Genomic DNA, 16,170 nt, shown 5'->3' on the forward strand with positions numbered 1-16,170 from the left:
CTTTCACTAATATAGCTAAAAATCCTAGTATCCAAGGTAATCTTTTTTAAATTCACTAATTGAATCATATATAACCACCTTAATACCTAGTTTTTCATACTCCTGTCTATAAATTTCCATAGCCTCATTAAATGCATTTGCAAATTTTTCTAGATTTTCAGCCTGGAAATCTTTCATCAGATTTATTAAAGCTGTTCCTCTACTAATATGCATTTCATTATAAAAATTATGACAGCTGACACCAGAGGAAAATGCCAAAAATATATCCTTATGCTCTAATGCATATTGTATTTTGTTTCTCCAGTTTGACCAAACCTCTTCATAGGTTCCTTTAAGATTGTCTTTTGTAGGCTCTAGTTTATCAATGATTTCTTCTTCTATCTCATTATATAATTCTCTAACTACCTTAATAAGTATTGCTGTAGCTTGTTTGATTTCAACTACTGATTTTGCAAATATTACCTTATTGAAATGTCTTTCAAAATTTGTAGGGACTCTCTCCATTGCCATGAGCTCTTCTAGTTGATGCTTAACTCCTAGTTTAAAATAATTATGATTGAGATAACATACAGTATTAATCAAATTATTTATCACATCTCCAGATAATTTTCTCGCAATCCCTATTTCATCTTCTAGCATCATTTCACCATATGAAAGTATTGCACCATCTAAATGCTTTTTTGTTTTTTTCAGTATTTCTGAATTCATTGGACCATTTATAATATTTAATGCCTTTTCTCTTAGTTTCATAAATCTTTCTATACAATCAGTATTTCTTGAATAAACTATATCAACATCTATAACGTGAGATACAAAAGTATTATCAAAGTTTGCCATATCCTCAAGCTTTGCCCATGTGGATCCATAGAAATCATAGCCAATGTCATCTAATATGAAACATTTTGCAAATCCCCAGCCTCTATCATTGTTCAAAACTACTAAAAGATCTAAATCTGATTTTTCATGAAAGTCACCGGTAAAAAAGGATCCGCAGATGCCAATTAAATCAATATCATTTTCATATTCATTTTGAACCTTCTGTATTAATATATTTATCAATTCTTTATTCTTTTGTTTTAGTCTATTTATTATTATTTCATTCATTTTTACACCCCTCCATACTTAATTAATTGTCTAAGAATTAAAGCCTAAATCTCAATAACTTATAACTATATATAAATTTTAATATCTCTTCCAACCAAAATGAAAGAGAATAGTTTTTTCTATATTATTTTTTATAAAATGCTTATCAAACTATTTAAATCTTTAGATTTATCTCATTTAAATTTTACACTTTCATATAGAGTAAAAACGCTACTCCTCATGATCTGAGTAGTAGCTTCAAACTATCGTTATTTTTTATATATAATCTTTTTAATGCTGCTATCAGAAAGATAAAATTCTTCTGCCAAACTTCTTATAGTCTGACCAGCCATATGCTTTCTGCATATATCAGCGTTTCTGTTGTTTAGATAATCTCTGTTATTAGATTTCTCTCCCCACTTTTTTCTGCTTTCAGGGCAGGATGGGATGTATATATATTCACCTTGGATATATTTTTGAATCTCCTTAATTAAATCCTCTGGCAAAACACTATCAACTCTTACATATTTCATATCGCTCAGCTCCTTAAATTTAGTATTAAACTAAGGAAGCAAAGCCTGCGTATGCGTTTATTTATATTATAGAAGCGACTTAATTTTATCTCTGTGCAAATTGTCGCTAAAAGTCATACTAACAGACTTTGCACAGAGAATTTTGAGCAATTCTTTATACATTAAATTATATTTCATAGTGACACCTCTCATTAAAATTAATGTGCTTTAGGCAATAAGTTACGTGCTATTTAAGAGCAGCAACTTACACTTTATCACTTACAATTATAGCATATTTATCCAAATAATCTCTAGTTTTTTGAGTTCTTTACCCTTCTTTTTAGCTAAATTCTAATATGAAGTTTCACTTATGGTGATACTAAAACTCATTCAACTATGGTATAATATGTAATTATTAAATTGTATTTCATTATGATAATATAGAGGAGTTTATATATGAGTGTTAGAAGTGCTGCAAAAGCAATTATTATTAACGATGATAAGGTGTTATTAAACAAATGTTTTGATGAATACAATGGTGAATATTACTCTTTACCTGGTGGCGGCCAACATACATATGAGACTCTACATGAAGCAGTGATTAGAGAATGTCTTGAGGAGACTGGCTATTCTGTTATTCCAAAAAGATTTTCAGCCTTATGTGAAGAAATCTGTGAGAATCCTATAACAAGAAAATTATATCCAGAATATATTCATAAGATGTATCACATCTTTCTATGTGAATTAGCTGATACTACTGTAAAAGCACCAACAGAAGTTGATGATATGCAGATAAGTAGCGAATGGGTTGAAATCGACCATTTATCTAAAATTCGTCTATTGCCAACTGTATTGAATAATAATATTGAAAAAATGATTAATAGTGAAATACCAATGTTTTTAGGTTCAGAACGGATACAATATAATCATGGCTAATGTCCGTTATATTAAAAGTATGTACAAATTAAATTACAAAATGGTAATTAATAAAGCAGGTAGCTCAATTTTAAACCACATGCTTTATTATTTTTCTATCTTAAATAAATCTAATAATTAATTATAATTATGGTATATCGAAGAACCATAAGCACTATAAATTCAATTCTAACCACGAATCATTTTCTTTAAAGCCGAATCTTTTGTATACTGGCCTTCCTAACTTTGAAGCACCTAACCACAATTTCGTCACTCCAGCTATTTTAGCCTCTTCTACGAGTTTATCTAGTAAAGTAGTTGCAATTCCTTTGCCTCGATAATTATCCTTAGTATATACATTGGTAACATAGCCTTTTTTACCATTTTTATTTGTATATGTAGGTGGAAACTCATAAAATACTATGGCAGCTGTAGCGATGATTTCGCCATTACCTTCAACTACCCACTGAATTAAAGTACCATCACTCAATTTATTATAGAAAAAAGTCTTTAGTTCTTCATCAATATCTATGGTAGGCTCTATTCCTTCGTCAGCTAATTGTTTTTTTCTCAACTCACTTAATTGTTCTATTTCACTTATATTTGCTTTGCGATATAGCATCTTATCCTCCATATATAGATGTACCACTTCTTCAATACAAAAATATTTTCAAAATGCCTCTGACTTTTTAGATGCATTTTAAAAAATAAATCTTATATTAAGGTGATACGTCCATGTTCATCATAAATTTTATCTTTTATAAAATATCTACTACTTCATTCAGTGATTTAATAATATAATCAGGTTGTATGCTATAGTTCCATTCTAAGTTGTCTCTATTTATCCAACAGCTTTTAATACCTACCCTATTAGCTCCAATAATGTCTGAGGACGAGTCCCCTATGTGAAGCACTTTTCCTGGATCAATTGAGTAATGTCTCAATACTTCTTTAAAAATTTTACTATTAGGTTCATTTTTATAAGACATTACTTTTTCAGATATGAATACCTCATCAAACTTATATTTTTCTATTATAGGCATTACCATTTCAAAGTCTGCATCTGTAACTAGGCATATCGGTATAGCATCTCCTATTAAAGCAAAAAAACTTTCAACATCATCATAAGGTTCAGAGTTGGTATGTTCATCCATGAATATTTTCACTGCCTCTTCCTCATTAAAGCAAATATTCATCTCTTCAAATACAGTCCTAAAGAAAGGTTTAAACATGTTTTTTAAATTTACAAACTCGCCATTAATTGATGCACTTTCATGAAATCCGGTAATAACATTTTTACTCACCGATTTCGCACATTCAAGTGCCAATTCTTCACTGAACTGATCCTTTAAAATTCTTCTCCAAATAAAAAACTTTCGTGCTTGTATGTTCACCAATGTTTGAAACATATCGATACATATTAAGTCAAATTTCATATATTATAACCTACGAACTTTTTTAAAACATAAAAATCTAAAGCAAGCTCATACCTTTCTTTTCTTAATTATTTATACTAAATTATCGATCAATTAAAACTTCAACTATAATAAATACTAAACCCATTCTATATTCACACACGATAGTTACTCTAATATAATCTTTGGATATCTACAATTTAGCTTTTTTAAAGATTGATTATATAATTCTATGAACATAAAACAATCTTCTAGGCAATTTATTACTTTGTCTTTTCCGAAGGTTTTATCAATAAGCTTCACCATTGTATATCCTGCTGTATAGCCCTTTAAACCTTCATTAAACAAATGTCCTAAATCATTCAAATCTACTATTTGCCCATCTAAAATTTTTTCAACATAATTATTTAACTCAAACATGATACTATCAAGATTTCTTATATTATTATTCCATTTTATATTTAGCATTCCTTCTTTATCATATGGGCTTGGCAAATAATAATAAGCTACTCCTTCAGACATTAACTCTCCAACAAAATCAATCAAAATTTGCTTTTTTAAGTTGTCCTCATTTTGCTTTCTTTTGTTTAAAAGTTTGTTTACCTCTATATGATGAAGTTCATGTGCAATCAAGTTTATTAATCTTTCAATATTAATATGTCCATTATTATTTAAATACTCATCACAAAGATCTATAGCAATTTCACTTCTTAAGGTTATTCCAGTTCCCCTAATTCCGTATAAAAGATAAATTATACTATCACCACTTATCTTTTTAGGTAAATATATGTCAGCTAAATTAATAGCTTTTTCTATAACATCATTAAAATGTAATTTACTAAAATCCTCTTTAACGATATCTACATAACTCAATCCAAGTTTCATACTTTTCAAGAATATATTGTCTTTAGATAGTATCTGTTTATTTAAGTTGATATCCTCTAAAAGGTGCAAAAGCAATTCTTCAGTAAATTCTAAGCCACCGTAATTTTTAAGATGTTTTTTCAGAAAAATCATTCCAGGAGTTTCGTAATACTCTTTAACCATTTCTGTTGAAATTGATTTACTGCTATTCATATTCTTAAATATACTAAAAGATTTTTCAATTGCTAACTTATCAATTTTAATCATCATTAAAACTCCATATTATTAATATCGTTTTCTTTTAGTTCTCTATCTCATCTATCTTTCTATTTGATTTTGCAAATACAATCCCTAATCCAATAATAAACATAAAGATAGAAATAAACTGAGAAGTAGATAAACTTCCGACACTTCCACGTACTAGATCTCCTCTATAAAATTCAAGAATAAACCTTCCAGCACTATAAAAGACTAAATAACATCCTGCCACTATACCGTCTGCCTTTTTGTATTTTGCTATAAAAATTAGTACAACAAAATTAAGAAAGTCTAATCCACTTGAAATTAATTGCGTTGGAACTAATCTCACGTTGTTTGGAGCAAAGTTAGAGTGTTTGAAGATTACATTGATCTTGCTTGTAGTTTCTTCACCATAGCAACATCCAGCTAAAAAGCATCCAATTCTACCAAAACCTTGAGCTAAAGCTACCGAAGGTATAATTAAATCAAAATATTTTAAGAAATTTATCTTTTCTTTTTTGCAGTATATAAATGCTGATAAGATTCCTCCAATTATACCTCCATAAACTACAAATCCATCAGATATATTAAGAAGGAGCTTAGGGTCGGATATAATTTGATTTATTACAGTCATGTAATACAAGAGTTTCGCTCCAAGTATGCCTCCTATCACACCCCATATAGCTATATTAAAGATTGGGTCTCTATCTACATTTATTTTCTTAGCTCTATAATCTGTTACAATATAGGCAGCTAAAATTCCGATTCCAATCATCAAACCATATCCATAAATTGTGATTGGTCCAAATCTTATTAACTCGTTGTACATAACTTTTCTCCTTCATTCTCTTTTTCTTTATTGATGTGTCATAAAATTTATGTAATTACATTGATGAAAAACTTCATAATTGATATTTTACTTCATTATCATTAGTCTTTCGAACCAAAATAAAGGTAAACATAATTGATCTATTTCATATTATTATACCATAAATTACTATTATATACTTTATTGGTAAACATCACACAATTCTTACTTTTCGGATATAAAAAAACGCTGAAGCAACGTTATTCAGCGAATACATAAAGAAAGTAATAACTTAATCATCTAAACTACGCCAGATTCAAGTATAGTAAATACTTTCTTATCACAATCAATCTGTGCCATTGCACCGTAAGGTAAGCACATCATTGGCTCATTATGGCCAAAGGACATATTGTAGATAATTGGCAAACTATGAAGGTCTAATTCAGATATTACTTTATTAATTGAAGCTTTGTATTCATTATAATATTTTTCTTGATATGGTTTACCAAAGATAATTCCCTTTACCTTCTGTAATATGCCCTGGCTACCATAATTTCTTAACCAATATCCAAGATAAGATGGGTCTGGCATATCTTCTGAAGTCTCAAAGAATAAAATACTATCTTCAAACATCTCAAGAGATGGCCATAAGGTAGTACCTTTCATCATTTCCATAACTTCAATACAGCCTCCAATTAATCGTCCTTCGATCACTCCTGTACCTTGTAAAAATTCATATCCTTGATTCTTAAACATCTCTTTTTTAACCATTGAGTTACTTTCAAGCCATCTTACTCTTTCTCCTGTCCACTCATTGGTAGGTGATATTAAACCAATTGGAGAAGCACCAAAAAGAACCTTCTCTAACCAGTAGGCAGTATAATCAAAAATCTTTATATTTTCAGCTAACTCTGCAAGAACAGATGCACCGTAGAAGCTTGATAGATTGGCTTTAAGACACATGAAATGCGTGATAGTTGAGTCAGAATATCCTATAAATATCTTCGGATTATCTCTTATAATATCGAAATCCATATATGGTAACAATCGTATACTTTCCTCTCCACCTATACATGAGAAAATTGCTTTTATTGAAGAATCAGAGAAAGCCATCATTAAATCTTCTGCACGCTTTTCTGGATGATTGTATAGATACTCTGACCCTTTTAAAGTGTTTGGCATTTCCACAACTTCTAAGCCAAATTGTTCTTGTAGTCTTTTTTTACCTAGATTGTATCTCCAAAGTAACTCATCATCACCGGCCCCACCCCATGATAGACTCACTGTAGCAACTTTATCTCCACGTTTTAACCTGTTCGGTTTCACCAAATTCATAATCTTACCTCTCGTAATACAAAGATTTTTTAATACATTCCTAATATGTAAAAATATACAAAGATTATATCATAGAACCCATATCAGTAAATACCAAAACTTTATATTTAGAGGCTATCACCCTAAACATTTTGAATTATTTAAGCTATAATTAAAGTTCTATCTATTCTTTCTCCCATTATCAATCAACCTGATACCTGAATACATAAGTTTTATAGTAAGTTCAACTATACCAACAATGCAATCTCTTCTACTGTTTTCTGCTAAGAAAATTTCTGGGACTATATTATTAGCACTGTAATTTTTACTATTATCTATTATTGAATTAATAAGATCATTTCTAAAGTCTTCTCCACCTATAACTACTATATCTGGGTTTATAACACAGTTTACCGTTGCAATTAGTCGAGAAACTGCATCTACATATTTAATTTCTTCTGGATTACTTTCAATTATTGATTGTAGGTATTGCCCCTCATTACCTATAGGCATAAATCCTAATTCACCAGCAAAATTATTACCACCATGAACAAGTTCGCCATTTACGATAATACCAGATCCTACACCTGCATTTGTGAAATGTATATATATCATATTTAAGATGTCTAAATCATCCACATGAAGTTTGTCAATAAGCTGAACTCCATACCCATATGCAATTGTATTCAAATCATTTTCAAGTACTACAGGAATATTATATTTATCCTCAATATATTCTCCAATATTACTTTCTTCCCAGCCTGATAATTTCTTCCCATAAAAATACTTTCGCTTATCTATATCCACTACTCCTGGCACAGCTATTCCTATCGCCTTAATAGCCATACCATCTTTTATACTATTCTCAATAATTTTTTCAATCTCAAAAAGATAATTATTACTTTCTATCTCAATGTATTCATCTTTTATAATTTCTCGAGATGTATTTGATATAACGTAATCAATATGTCTATCTCTTATATAACAAGATAATACTAAACTTTCATTCAAATTTAGGGCGTATCTTTCGGCTCTTCTTCCTCCACTGGATTTATCTAATCCAAGTCTAATTACTTCATTACTACCCAACAATTCTTCTAATAATGATCTCACTGTGGTTTGACTTATTCCAGTACTTTCTGTTAGCTCAGCTCTTGTTGCTGCTCCTATTTTTTTAAGAGCTTTCTTAATTAACCCTATATTAATTTCTTTCATTGTAGTTGGTTTTCCTGAAATATTTCCCATAAACTCATCTCCATTACACTTATATCAGATACTTATAAAAGTATCTGATATAAGTGTAACTCTTTTTCTATCCTATTTCAATTAGCTTTAATAATATTATTTTAAGCTTTTAATTCATTCCTAAAAAGATTCAAAAAAATACCGCAGCCTACATTTTTGGGTAGCTGGGTATTAAAGATTAATCTTCACTTACTCGAGTGTTTACACCATTAATATTTTTATATATACGATCTTTGTTCTTATTTACTTTTTTTAAAATTTCTGCGTTTAAATCCAAACCTAAGATTTCTGCTATGCCATATAAATATATAGCAACATCTGCTAACTCTTCACCTGCAGTCTCTAGATTTTTTCTATATGCTTCAAAAGCTTCAGCAAGTTCACCACTAGTTAAGCAGAATTCCAATTCAACATTAGTAGTATTAAATCCTTTTTGCACTTTGTTATCAAATATTATTTTTTGTATATCAGAAAATTCCTCCAAAGCTAATCCTCCATTTTGTTAATTCATTATAATTAGCATTTCTTCTATATCCTACAGGAAGGTTTCAAATTTATTTAGAATAGACATAATACTCCTGCACTTTTTTTAATAAATACGGTTGAATAAGTGGATATGTTAAATCATTTGGTATGCTATCAATCAATTTTATTTCACCTATTTCAGAGTTTGGCAATTCACCTATATTACTAATTTCTGAGTAAAACAATTGTCCAAATGACTCGATTTTATCTCTCTCTACTGAATAAATACAAACTGGTATCATATTGAAATCTATTGCTCCAGTTTCTTCCTTAAGTTCTCTTGAAGCAGCATCTTCAATATTTTCATTTATTTCTCTATGTCCTCCTGGAATTTCCCAAGTTTCTCTTTCCTTATGTCTTACAAACACCCATTTTCCATTATGCTTAGCTACTATTACTGCAAAGCGTAGTTCACTATCTTTTATCAATCCTAATTTATAAAAGTTTACTTTTAACATCTGATCCCTCCTACTTGTCTAACATAGGTCTTTAAGTTATAAATATATAATATTGAAATTTATTATTCAGCTTTTGTTATTAAAGTATCATATTAGAAAAATTTGAGCATTACATCTTGTAGCTCCTGCATGTAATTTAATTGAACTTATTTTAATAAAATGTATCTAAGTAATATGTATTATTAGCTTTTTAAAGTTAAGTAGTTAAATAAGCGAATTGCTAACTTATTCTTATAATTATATATTTTTTAATCTCACATATAACTCTTTTATATTCTTGCTTCTATAATGTTTTGCACAACGTTATTCTCTTAACTCTTCAGTTAAAAAATACTTGAAGTAACATTTAAATAATATGTTTTATATACTATAAGTATAATCTTTGTTTAAGGAGTATAAAAATGTATCATACCCATTTTTACTCAGGAATGACATCTATCAACGACGGCCATAGTCATGATTATAAAGGAGAAACTTCACCAGCTCCTACTGGAGTTCCTCATGTACATCATATAGCTGGATACACAGCTTATGAAGATGGACATAGGCACTACTACATCATTGAAACAAGCCCAGCTTATCAAGTTCATGGAGGACATATTCATTATATTTCTGGAATAACGTATATCTCCGAAGAACATTATCATTCTATCAGTGACACAACAAGTAAATATCGATACTAAAGAGTTTAAACACATTAAATATTACTGTTTTTCTAATCAAATTGACTATATCAGAACAATAATACAAAAAATCCAATTCCCAAATTACTTAAGTACCTAGTAATTTATATGAAAGTCTAAGGTTCTAGAAATTATAATGTACAACAAGACACCGCAAAATTCAACTTTGAAAAGTGCGGTGTTTTAAATATTTAATTACACTTCGTCTCTTAAAGATCTTTAATTTCGCTTTTTTAGTAATGATGTTCCATCATTTATATAGCATTTACTTAAATTTTTTAGGTTCTAATACTTTCATTGACAACACATGCCCACAATCAGTGCACATTATTACTATTATTTCAGATCCCATTGTGAAAATTTTCCCTATAGGCATCACTCTTGCACCTACATCACTTCCTCCTAATATCCCTTTACTGATTTCCTTGCTGCCACAAATAGGACATTCATTTCTATTGTTCATTCAATTCTTCCTCCAATTTTGTAAGTAGTGATAATAAAACTTTTCATTTTTCAATATTCCTGCATTATAATTTCGTCTTCGTAAAAGAGCAATCTATCTTAATAACCACATTCCTCATCAACTATAAATAACTTCATTCGACTACTATCAGCTTGCACTTCCATTATAGAAATGATATTGCAAACTCTTTCTTTTGAAGTACAATCTACACATCTATTTAAAGTAACGCATGTAGATTGAAGGAACATGATTAATCTACCACAATCCCCATATATATTAAATCATAAAGGACTCCATTGCACATCATTTCCCCTTTTAAAATACCTTCTTCCATAAATCCTAAAGTTTTATATAAATGTATTGCATTTTGATTATCGGCTCTTACCCTTAAACTTATTTTATAAACTTTTTCATTTTCTTTCGCCCAATTTATCAAGCATTTAACAAGTTCTTTCCCTATTCCTAAGTTCCAATAATTTTTTAGTACTTGTATACCAAATTCACCAACATGCTGAATTTTTTTTGAAGAACCTGCTCTAAAAGATAAATTTCCTACAATTTTATCGTTTAAGGTTGCCACAAGCAAGATTGCGTTATCTGCTTGATTAAACATATTTATCGTATGTGCTTGTTGTTCATCTGTAATGTGAAACTCATCAACTTCATAACCAAAATGATCAGTTTCTAACATTATGTTTTTATAGAATTCATTTAATTCTACTGCATCTTCAGTACGTGCTCTTCTAATCATAAGATTTTGATTTCCTTTTGAAAGCTCTAACAATATTATCCCTCCAATACATAGCATGTCCTATTATATTTTTACAGAGCCCTTAATATTCTCTATTTATTGCCTACAATTATATCATTTTATACCAATAAATTCCATAGAATTAATATGCTCTTGCGTATTTTCATATAATTTTCTAACTCATGATTTAGCTTTTAAAGGCATTTATTGTACAAACAATTTGAATAGTACATTTACAATAATTTCATCGTTTATACACCTTTTGTATTTCAACGCAAAAAAATACCGTAAAATTCATTTCTGAATAATATGGCATTTGAATTATTCTATTAATAATACATATTACTCGAATCACTTCCCAGTATTTATAGCTGATTGGCTAATAATGTAGCATAGTCTCACTCTTCCAAACCATTTTTCTGAATCTTCAATTTCTCTTGAATATCCATTTACTTCTTCTCTATACTCAAGCCCCTCGACTGCTTTATACCCAATTTTCATCTTACCTATTCTATATACTATCATTGGCCATTCTGCATCAGTCATTTTATCCTTTGAGTTACTTGATATTAATTGAGCACTATTTCTTGAAAAGCCACATGAACCAGCAGTTATATCAACATTTTGTCCTAATTCTAAAGAAAAAATTTTATTAGTAATTTTTTCAGTCTCAACCCATTCAATAGGATGAGTATTAAATGCTCGTTCTGTTCTTCCTAGGATCGTAAAATCATTCTTAGGTATTTCGATGACTGTATTTTTAAGTTCATCTCTATATCTATCAGCCCAAGTTAGTAATCTGTCAAAATCACAGTAATGAAAATACTGATTTATACCTGTCAATGCAAATTTCAAAGCCTCTCTTCTAGCATGAGCGGCGCCTTTCTTCGGTATAATCTTCACATTAAATCCATTATCTATCAGCTCATTTATTAAATATTTATCTGTTTCTTCACTTACTGTTATAAACATATTCATATAAATTTCACTTAAGGTAGTACTAAGCTTTTTCACAAGATTTATATTTTTCCCAAATGGATCATGTGTTACACAAATTAATGCTATATCATTCATTTCTAGCTATTCTCTCTTTCTTTTATGGTTTTGTGAAAGATATTTTCAAATAAAATATTCTTAGTCTTCAACCTTAACAAAACTCGAACTAATTACATAACCTAAAATCACTTGAAAAATTGAAAAGAAATTAATGTTATCCTGCAAAAAGAATTGGATTGGATATGATAAAACCTGTGGAATGAAAGATGAATAGTATATCAGTACGCCTAAAGAAAGATAAAGTGCTGGTATCCCTAAAAAAACAAGTTTAGGTATATTAATTTTCCAACTTCCGTTTTTTCTCAGCTCTAATATAAGCTTTTCTAATCCAAGTAATAAACCTAATAAGATAAAAATAAACATTGACCATAAAATTAATGGCATAATTTGATATGTCATTTGCTTTTCTTTATCAATAGATAGTAACAACTTATTGCTTAGTACAATGTAACAAAAAAATAACACCGCATACAAAAAATATGCTCCCCAATTATTCTTTTTCATTCTTAGCCCCTCTTTCATTTATAATTATGTTTTTATATATTCAATCACCACTATCATTTGGGATAATTATTTTCCTCATTTGTTCCTACCATTACAATTTTTGAGTTTTCAACTAGTTCTTTACTTTCAAATATAATCTGTTCATCTAACATTACCAAATCTCCTTTTAATTTCGCTCATTCTGGAATTTTACGGTAATTATAGCATATGACTGGAATAGGTTCAATAAATGGCTTTAATAAATCCTAATAACCAAGTAGCTTTAATAGTATCTTGATGGAAACATCTCAAGTATTCGCTGTATTCCAGTGATAAACTTCTCAAGTAAAGCCAAATTAGTTTTAAACTCAAACTTAACCTTTGCCTTATTTGCATTAACTTTATATTCAATCAGTTCTCCTGATACCAAAATATTTTTATCTATTAATAAATCATTAGATAAAAAGAAATTAATTTCCGGTTCTGTAAAAGATGAGAAAATATCACTGATTTCATTTCTTTTAAATTTAATAAGTTCTTCCAACAGATGTGTTAAAACTCTACCTTCAATTATAGGTTTATCAATTTCAGCAGAAATTCCATTGATGTTCAATAAAATATAATTCATATACCAATCAGCATCCCACTTATTTGTAGCTTCAGGAAATTGATATCTGTACGTACAGATTCTTATTCTTGCAGAGCCATCACTTGCTTTTAACTCGGCAAATGGGCAATTCTGATATATTTCTTCTTTCTTAACCATAATAGTCACCGCTCAAATTATCCCTTACCAAGGATTCTTTCCATTAAGCCAACCTTTTTTTATCCAATACTCTTTATCAGTCATATTCCAGTCATTGGAGCTTTGGTTCATTTTCATTATTTTAAACATAGCTTTTGTCTTTATACCTGGCTTTACATTGCAAACTTCACGTGATATCTTTTCAGCTAACTTTGCTACCTCATTTTCTATTTGCTTCTTTTTCTCTGGTTTTACAGTTTCCCAGTTTAATGCACCAACATGCTTAGCATAACTATAGGCTTTAGGTACTCCCCAATAGAACAGATTTCTTTTAAGCTCTTTTGTAACCTTTTTTGCTCCTGCACCTGCTGCTGTTGAAATAACTAATCCAATTTTACTAAACATTTTCTCATGGGGACGGTGTGGCATCCATCGATATCCCATATGATCTAGGAAGGTTTTAAGTTGACCACTGATTCCAAATACATAACAGGGTGATTCTAAAATTATTAGATCTGCTTCTTCCATTATCTTTACGATAGGTTGTACCACATCAGCATGTGGGCATTTATCCTCACCTTTAGTAAAACAATTAAAACAGCCTATACAGAAGCCTGGTGCATGCTTTGGCATAAAAAACTCTGTTATCTCAGGGTCCTTATCCGAAAGTTTGTCTAAAAAAAGTTTTGTGATGTTATAAGTGCTGCCCTTATGCATCTGCCCGTGCAAAACTACAATTTTCATACTACTATCCCCTACTTTTTCATTTATTTTGTATGGATTTATATTTTATCTACTGGATTTAATTAACCTATCGAAATTTGTTATAATTTTTTTCTATCCGAAAGCAAACATTATATTGTTATATAAACTTCTTTCAGAAATGTCCATATATTGTATGGTAATTTAATAATCAGAGTATCACGAAGGATAATAACAAATAGTATATTGTTCTCCCAACTCACTTTGAATTTTTTCTGCCAATTGTAATCCCTGAGAATTATGCTCCTTATAAAACTTAAAAAGTTCTTCTGATCTAGCCTCATAATTAGATAATTGTTCATAGTTGTAAAGCCACTGTCTTATTTCACTTTTAAGGTGGCTTGATATAGAAAATTCATCTATCTCAAGATTGCATCCACATTTGCAACACCATAAGGGATCTGGGCAAAAATCTGCTTCAAGTTTTAAGTCAAGACCTTCATTTTCACAAAAACATCTCATTAAAGCACCACCCTAATTAAAAACTAATGTACTAATCTGATATAATATATAAGAATTATATCACACCAGCAATCGGAATAATCACCATATTATTGTAATAATTATTAATAGTTCAAAAATGCTCAAATAATCTTATTACTAAATAAAACGTCCTATTGTGAGATTAATTTGAAATCCTGTATTTTTTGAAATGCCAAATAAAAAGGATGAGGTTCGCTAAAAATAGTGTTTAAGTGTATTTTGTGTTAAAATTTTTCTAGAAAAACTTTAATGACTCCCAAATGAAAGGATTGATAATTAATATGCAAGAAATCAATTTATGTTTTATTGGAGCAGGTTTTCATGCTTCAACTAATATATATCCTTCTGCCATAGAAGCAGGAATAAATATAAAAGCAATTTCTACTCGCAATCTTAAAAATTCAAAAAAAGCTTTACTTAAATTTGGAAGTGAAGGAACTGCATATGATAATTATAAGAAAATGATAAATTCTGAAAAGTGTCAAGGTGTTGTAGTTGTTGCGCAACCAAAGGACCAATATTTAATTGCTTTAGAATGTATTAAATTAGGTAAAAATGTTTTTGTCGATAAGCCATTAGGGTGGAATGAAGAAGAGGCCCGTATAATACATGAAGCTGCAAAAGAGAACAATGTATCAGTTATGGTTGGCTTTATGAAGCGATTTGCACCATGTTATACAAAAATTAAAGAAATAATAGAATCTAAAAAATTAGGAGAGCCTCGATCTTTTGTTGTGAATTTTGCTGTAGATGGAACCCCATTTTGTAAAAATGAGCAAGATTTTATAAAGCTTGCTGCAATTCATATTATTGATTTGATAAGATTTTTATTTGGTGAAGTAACCCAAGTTAGTGGATACAACAACAATATAAATGAAAATATTTCTCAATGTTTTTCTCTTAAATTTGAATCAGGAGTTGTTGGTAGTGTTTATTTTTCTAGCATGACTGCATGGTCAAGAGAAAGTGAAAATATGACTATAACTTTTGACGATGGTTTTGTTCAAGCAGAGGAAATCAATAAGATTATTATTCATAGAAGCAAGAAAAACAATGATGTTTCTTTTGCATCCCATACAGAAGAAGATAGTGTTTTCACTCCATCCGGAACACCAATGTCAGGATCCTATCGAGATTTATATCTTAGAGGATTTGTAGGGGAGCTTAAACATTTTGCAACTTGTTTACAAACTGGCGAAAATCCAATATCAAATGCTGAAGATAATATTGCTACTATGATACTATGTGATAAGATGTTAAATTCACTGAGATAAGATATATACTCTATGATTTAGTTTATAATAAAATTCTTCATCAAATTTAATAATACATCAACAAGTAAAGCCTATGTTTAAATATCACTAT

The 16,170-nt window shown here is 29.6% G+C and carries 20 protein-coding genes; 3 read left to right on the top strand and 17 right to left on the bottom strand.

Features of this window, described 5'->3' with window-relative positions:
- Nucleotides 1–24: 24 nt before the first annotated feature.
- Both J3477_RS17305 and J3477_RS17310 read right to left on the bottom strand, forming a co-directional pair.
- Nucleotides 25–1,104, bottom strand: a complete 1,080-nt coding sequence (locus J3477_RS17305) for a nucleotidyltransferase domain-containing protein (RefSeq protein WP_206871196.1) — start codon at nucleotides 1,102–1,104, stop codon at nucleotides 25–27.
- 248 nt (nucleotides 1,105–1,352) lie between these two features.
- Nucleotides 1,353–1,616 (bottom strand): CD3324 family protein, encoded by a 264-nt coding sequence (locus J3477_RS17310; RefSeq protein ID WP_206871197.1) that lies wholly within the window; start codon nucleotides 1,614–1,616, stop codon nucleotides 1,353–1,355.
- Between the two features lie 435 nt (nucleotides 1,617–2,051).
- Here J3477_RS17310 and J3477_RS17315 point away from each other — a divergent pair, with 435 nt between their 5' ends.
- The gene (locus J3477_RS17315; RefSeq protein ID WP_206871198.1) at nucleotides 2,052–2,531 is read left to right on the top strand and encodes an NUDIX domain-containing protein; all 480 of its coding nucleotides are present in this window, start codon (nucleotides 2,052–2,054) and stop codon (nucleotides 2,529–2,531) included.
- A 154-nt stretch (nucleotides 2,532–2,685) separates the two neighbouring features.
- Here J3477_RS17315 and J3477_RS17320 read toward each other — a convergent pair whose 3' ends face one another.
- The 8 genes from J3477_RS17320 to J3477_RS17355 form a co-directional block, all read right to left on the bottom strand.
- Complete coding sequence (locus J3477_RS17320) at nucleotides 2,686–3,132, bottom strand: GNAT family N-acetyltransferase (RefSeq protein ID WP_206871199.1); 447 nt, start codon at nucleotides 3,130–3,132, stop codon at nucleotides 2,686–2,688.
- Between the two features lie 136 nt (nucleotides 3,133–3,268).
- Complete coding sequence (locus J3477_RS17325; RefSeq protein ID WP_206871200.1) at nucleotides 3,269–3,946, bottom strand: HAD family hydrolase; 678 nt, start codon at nucleotides 3,944–3,946, stop codon at nucleotides 3,269–3,271.
- 147 nt (nucleotides 3,947–4,093) lie between these two features.
- Nucleotides 4,094–5,059 carry a DUF5700 domain-containing putative Zn-dependent protease gene (locus J3477_RS17330; RefSeq protein WP_206871201.1) on the bottom strand — a complete coding sequence of 322 codons (966 nt, stop codon included), beginning with the start codon at nucleotides 5,057–5,059 and terminating at the stop codon, nucleotides 4,094–4,096.
- Nucleotides 5,060–5,090: 31 nt separating this feature from the next.
- Nucleotides 5,091–5,858: a prolipoprotein diacylglyceryl transferase gene (locus J3477_RS17335; protein ID WP_206871202.1), complete on the bottom strand. Its 768-nt coding sequence runs from the start codon at nucleotides 5,856–5,858 to the stop codon at nucleotides 5,091–5,093.
- A gap of 279 nt (nucleotides 5,859–6,137) precedes the next feature.
- Nucleotides 6,138–7,175, bottom strand: a complete 1,038-nt coding sequence (locus tag J3477_RS17340; RefSeq protein ID WP_206871544.1) for a S66 family peptidase — start codon at nucleotides 7,173–7,175, stop codon at nucleotides 6,138–6,140.
- A gap of 156 nt (nucleotides 7,176–7,331) precedes the next feature.
- Entirely contained in the window at nucleotides 7,332–8,396 is a 1,065-nt protein-coding gene (locus J3477_RS17345) for an ROK family protein (RefSeq protein WP_206871203.1), read from the bottom strand.
- A gap of 178 nt (nucleotides 8,397–8,574) precedes the next feature.
- Nucleotides 8,575–8,880 (bottom strand): MazG-like family protein, encoded by a 306-nt coding sequence (locus J3477_RS17350; protein WP_206871204.1) that lies wholly within the window; start codon nucleotides 8,878–8,880, stop codon nucleotides 8,575–8,577.
- Nucleotides 8,881–8,950: 70 nt separating this feature from the next.
- Complete coding sequence (locus J3477_RS17355; RefSeq protein ID WP_206871205.1) at nucleotides 8,951–9,379, bottom strand: NUDIX hydrolase; 429 nt, start codon at nucleotides 9,377–9,379, stop codon at nucleotides 8,951–8,953.
- 401 nt (nucleotides 9,380–9,780) lie between these two features.
- On the opposite strand from J3477_RS17355, the gene J3477_RS17360 reads away from it, so the two are divergent.
- Nucleotides 9,781–10,062: a YmaF family protein gene (locus J3477_RS17360; protein ID WP_206871206.1), complete on the top strand. Its 282-nt coding sequence runs from the start codon at nucleotides 9,781–9,783 to the stop codon at nucleotides 10,060–10,062.
- Between the two features lie 265 nt (nucleotides 10,063–10,327).
- On the opposite strand, the gene J3477_RS17365 is transcribed toward J3477_RS17360, so the two are convergent.
- From J3477_RS17365 to J3477_RS17400, 7 genes are all read right to left on the bottom strand, one after another.
- On the bottom strand, nucleotides 10,328–10,525 hold the full coding sequence (locus tag J3477_RS17365) for a transcription initiation factor TFIIIB (RefSeq protein ID WP_206871207.1): 198 nt from the start codon (nucleotides 10,523–10,525) through the stop codon (nucleotides 10,328–10,330).
- A gap of 250 nt (nucleotides 10,526–10,775) precedes the next feature.
- Nucleotides 10,776–11,309: a GNAT family N-acetyltransferase gene (locus tag J3477_RS17370; protein WP_206871208.1), complete on the bottom strand. Its 534-nt coding sequence runs from the start codon at nucleotides 11,307–11,309 to the stop codon at nucleotides 10,776–10,778.
- Between the two features lie 318 nt (nucleotides 11,310–11,627).
- Nucleotides 11,628–12,350 (bottom strand): hypothetical protein, encoded by a 723-nt coding sequence (locus J3477_RS17375; protein ID WP_206871209.1) that lies wholly within the window; start codon nucleotides 12,348–12,350, stop codon nucleotides 11,628–11,630.
- Between the two features lie 60 nt (nucleotides 12,351–12,410).
- On the bottom strand, nucleotides 12,411–12,836 hold the full coding sequence (locus tag J3477_RS17380) for a hypothetical protein (RefSeq protein ID WP_206871210.1): 426 nt from the start codon (nucleotides 12,834–12,836) through the stop codon (nucleotides 12,411–12,413).
- Nucleotides 12,837–13,098: 262 nt separating this feature from the next.
- Entirely contained in the window at nucleotides 13,099–13,581 is a 483-nt protein-coding gene (locus tag J3477_RS17390) for a WapI family immunity protein (RefSeq protein WP_206871211.1), read from the bottom strand.
- Between the two features lie 24 nt (nucleotides 13,582–13,605).
- Nucleotides 13,606–14,304: a flavodoxin family protein gene (locus J3477_RS17395; protein WP_206871212.1), complete on the bottom strand. Its 699-nt coding sequence runs from the start codon at nucleotides 14,302–14,304 to the stop codon at nucleotides 13,606–13,608.
- A 177-nt stretch (nucleotides 14,305–14,481) separates the two neighbouring features.
- On the bottom strand, nucleotides 14,482–14,784 hold the full coding sequence (locus J3477_RS17400; RefSeq protein WP_206871213.1) for an immunity protein CdiI family protein: 303 nt from the start codon (nucleotides 14,782–14,784) through the stop codon (nucleotides 14,482–14,484).
- Nucleotides 14,785–15,086: 302 nt separating this feature from the next.
- Between J3477_RS17400 and J3477_RS17405 the strand changes: the two genes are divergently transcribed.
- On the top strand, nucleotides 15,087–16,079 hold the full coding sequence (locus J3477_RS17405) for a Gfo/Idh/MocA family protein (protein ID WP_206871214.1): 993 nt from the start codon (nucleotides 15,087–15,089) through the stop codon (nucleotides 16,077–16,079).
- The last annotated feature ends 91 nt before the right edge of the window (nucleotides 16,080–16,170 follow it).

It is taken from the genome of Clostridium zeae, from assembly GCF_017312485.1.
Taxonomy (GTDB): domain Bacteria; phylum Bacillota; class Clostridia; order Clostridiales; family Clostridiaceae; genus Clostridium_AR; species Clostridium_AR zeae.